A 2,611-nucleotide genomic window follows, 5' to 3' on the forward strand; every position below is an offset into this window, starting at 1 on the left:
GTGTCGATCCTGACCGGAGCGACCAGTGTGCGGCCGTTGGCGGTCGATACCGGCACGGTGAATGACAAATCCGCAGGATCAAAACCGGCCCGTCTGGCGTCGTTGAACGTCAGAACCACTGCGCTGGCGCCGGTGTCGAGTAGAAAGCGTGTCCTTGCGCCATTGGTCTCTCCATTGACGACAAAATGCCCACCTGCATCGCGCACGATCAGGATGGACCCGTCCGGTTGCGTGACAGCGAGGCCAGGGGCGAGGGCTCCCAGCACCCGGTAGCCGGCTTGAACAAGGTCAGCCCGATAGGTGTAGCCAACGACCAGAAGAAGGCACAGACCACCCCAGAACACCGTCGCCTGCAGGATGTCCCGCACCTTCGGCTGACCGAATACCAGGCTGGCCATGAAGACGAAGGCAAGCGCAGACAGTCCGACAATGCGCGGTCCGGTGCGGTCGAAATTGGCATTGGCCGGATCGGTCGGATCGCCGAAAAAGGCGTAAAAAGCCATGGCGGCCATGACGGTTATCAGAAGCACCAGGATCAGACCCCGATATTGCTTCGGGCTTCTCATGCAGGACTGCCTTCATCGCGGTCGATCGGGCGGCGGCTGTCGATATCGGACAGAACTTCAGCGCGTTCATCGTCGCTGAACGCCGCCCAACCGGCAATTTCGTCAAGCGTGCGCAAGCAGCCGGTGCAAAGACCGCTTTCGTGATCAATCTGGCAGATGTTGATACAAGGTGACTTCATGAAGCGGATATGGCGGCAGATTGTGGCGTTGCCAAGACTGATTGTGGCAAAATTCAGCAGTATTTAGCTAGAAATTTACCTGGTTGCCTGAAATCTCTGCCGGTCATCCACCACCGGTCGCCAGGGTGACAGGCGCGGCAATAATGCGGACAGGCAGCGAAAGTGTTTCGCCGATAAGACCGCCGACCGTCCCGTCGGCTCTGGCGACACCCGACATGTCGGCGACCGAAGTCAGACCGGATTGACCGAGTGTTTTGCGGATTTCTGGACTGACTTCGGCAAGTTGGGCGAATTTCGAGTGATGAGAGCTGTCGAGCGAATCCAGTTCCGTGACGTCGACGACCACCGCACCGAGTTCGGCAAGTTCCTGGTCGTTTGAATAGGCGCCGACCCGTTCCTTGCCACCGGCGATTGCCCTGCTCAGGCGCAATGCACGGTCGTCTTTGGACACGATCACGAGATAGGGGGTCGGCGGCGGGCCGAGCTTTTTCAGTTGCGATTTGAACAGATCAATATCGATGTCGGGTGCCGCCAGAATAATTTCACGAATTTTGCGGGACATTTTGCGCCGTTTGTCCGGCGCCGCCTGAATGGCGGTTTCCATCAACAGCCAGTTCCCCATGGAATGAGCAAGGATGGTGATGTTTTCAGCATTGGTTTCAGACAATTGAAGGACGGTGTCGGCCAAAGCCTGGCGAGCAACGGCGGCGCTGTTGAGATCGTAGACATAGTCCTGAACCTTGCCGCGTGATGCCCAGGTGAAGAGGACGGGCACCGCTTCCATTTCAGAATCGTTGACGATCTGCGCAAACCGGTAGAGCGCTTCCGGGAACCGGGTGTTGTAACCATGAATGAACACGAAGATATCGCGTTTGCCCTTCGGCAGTTGCGCCAGTCTGCGGTTTATGTCCCGCGAGAAGGCGGCTTTGTCAGGGACATAGGCTGCGCTGCGGGTAACGAAATCCTTGTTTGGATTGCCTGGTAGACTGGTTGGCCATTCAACTTGTCCGGGCTCGTGGGTTGGTGGAACCGAGACCGAGGCTTCGGCATAGCTGACCTCGCTTCCACGCTCTCCATTGAAGAACGTGCCGGGTTGGCCGTCCCGCTGCCTTGTGGTGACGACCATGATATCATGCGTCTTGGCACCTTCTGCCGGAGCGACAGAGACTTCCAGCGCGCCAACCGAAGGGCGTCCTGCGCATGCGGCAACGGTGGCCAGGACAAAAAGAAGCAAGGTTCCCTGCAAAAACCGAGTGCGCAAACAGCTTGTCGCTTCAAAGTTAGACACATCCATTTTGCGTGCTGCCCTTCCTGATGTCCTCAGGGAACCATAAGCATCCCGACCAGGAATCCAAGCCCGCTGAGTTGTTGAATCGCGCCAAGCACGTCACCGGTCGTGCCGCCGATTTTTTCAACGGCAAGGCGACCGACGAAAAAAGCGGCACCAGCTGCCAGGACAAACCCGAGAGAAAATCCCGATATCGGCAGGATTAGAACTGCCGGGATCAGAAGCGGAACTGTCACGAGGATCGCCTCCTTGACTGTCTGGGATCGCGGTTGGCCAAAACGGGCGGCCAGTCCGTCCGGACGGGCAAGCGGGTGGATTTGCCATTGCCAGACCAGCAGCGCACGGCTGAGGGCTTCGCCTGTCAGAAACAAGAGAGCGGCGTCGGCGGGGCTGAAACGCTGCCACAGTGCGCCAAGCAGTGCGGTTCGCAGGACCACTGAAACGAGCAGGGCAAGCGCGCCAAAGGCCCCGATCCGGCTATCCTTCATGATCTGCAATCGTTTGTCTCGGGTCGCTCCGCCAAAGAAACCATCGGCGACATCGCTGAGGCCATCTTCGTGAAGGGCACCGGTTGTCAC

4 protein-coding genes are annotated in these 2,611 nt (G+C 58.4%); all 4 read right to left on the reverse strand.

The window, feature by feature from the left end; genetic code table 11:
• On the reverse strand, window positions 1–566 hold a 566-nt coding region (locus K5905_RS31335; protein ID WP_297591630.1), incomplete at its 3' end, for a TIGR02281 family clan AA aspartic protease.
• Window positions 563–745 (reverse strand): DUF1289 domain-containing protein, encoded by a 183-nt coding sequence (locus K5905_RS31340; protein ID WP_297591631.1) that lies wholly within the window; start codon window positions 743–745, stop codon window positions 563–565. The genes K5905_RS31335 and K5905_RS31340, both read right to left, overlap by 4 nt.
• Window positions 746–848: 103 nt before the next feature.
• Complete coding sequence (locus K5905_RS31345) at window positions 849–1,979, reverse strand: alpha/beta hydrolase (protein ID WP_297591632.1); 1,131 nt, start codon at window positions 1,977–1,979, stop codon at window positions 849–851.
• A gap of 86 nt (window positions 1,980–2,065) precedes the next feature.
• Window positions 2,066–2,611: adenosylcobinamide-GDP ribazoletransferase (locus K5905_RS31350; RefSeq protein ID WP_297591633.1), on the reverse strand; the 546-nt coding region annotated here is incomplete at its 5' end.

The organism is Roseibium sp. (genome assembly GCF_025698965.1).
Lineage (GTDB): Bacteria > Pseudomonadota > Alphaproteobacteria > Rhizobiales > Stappiaceae > Roseibium.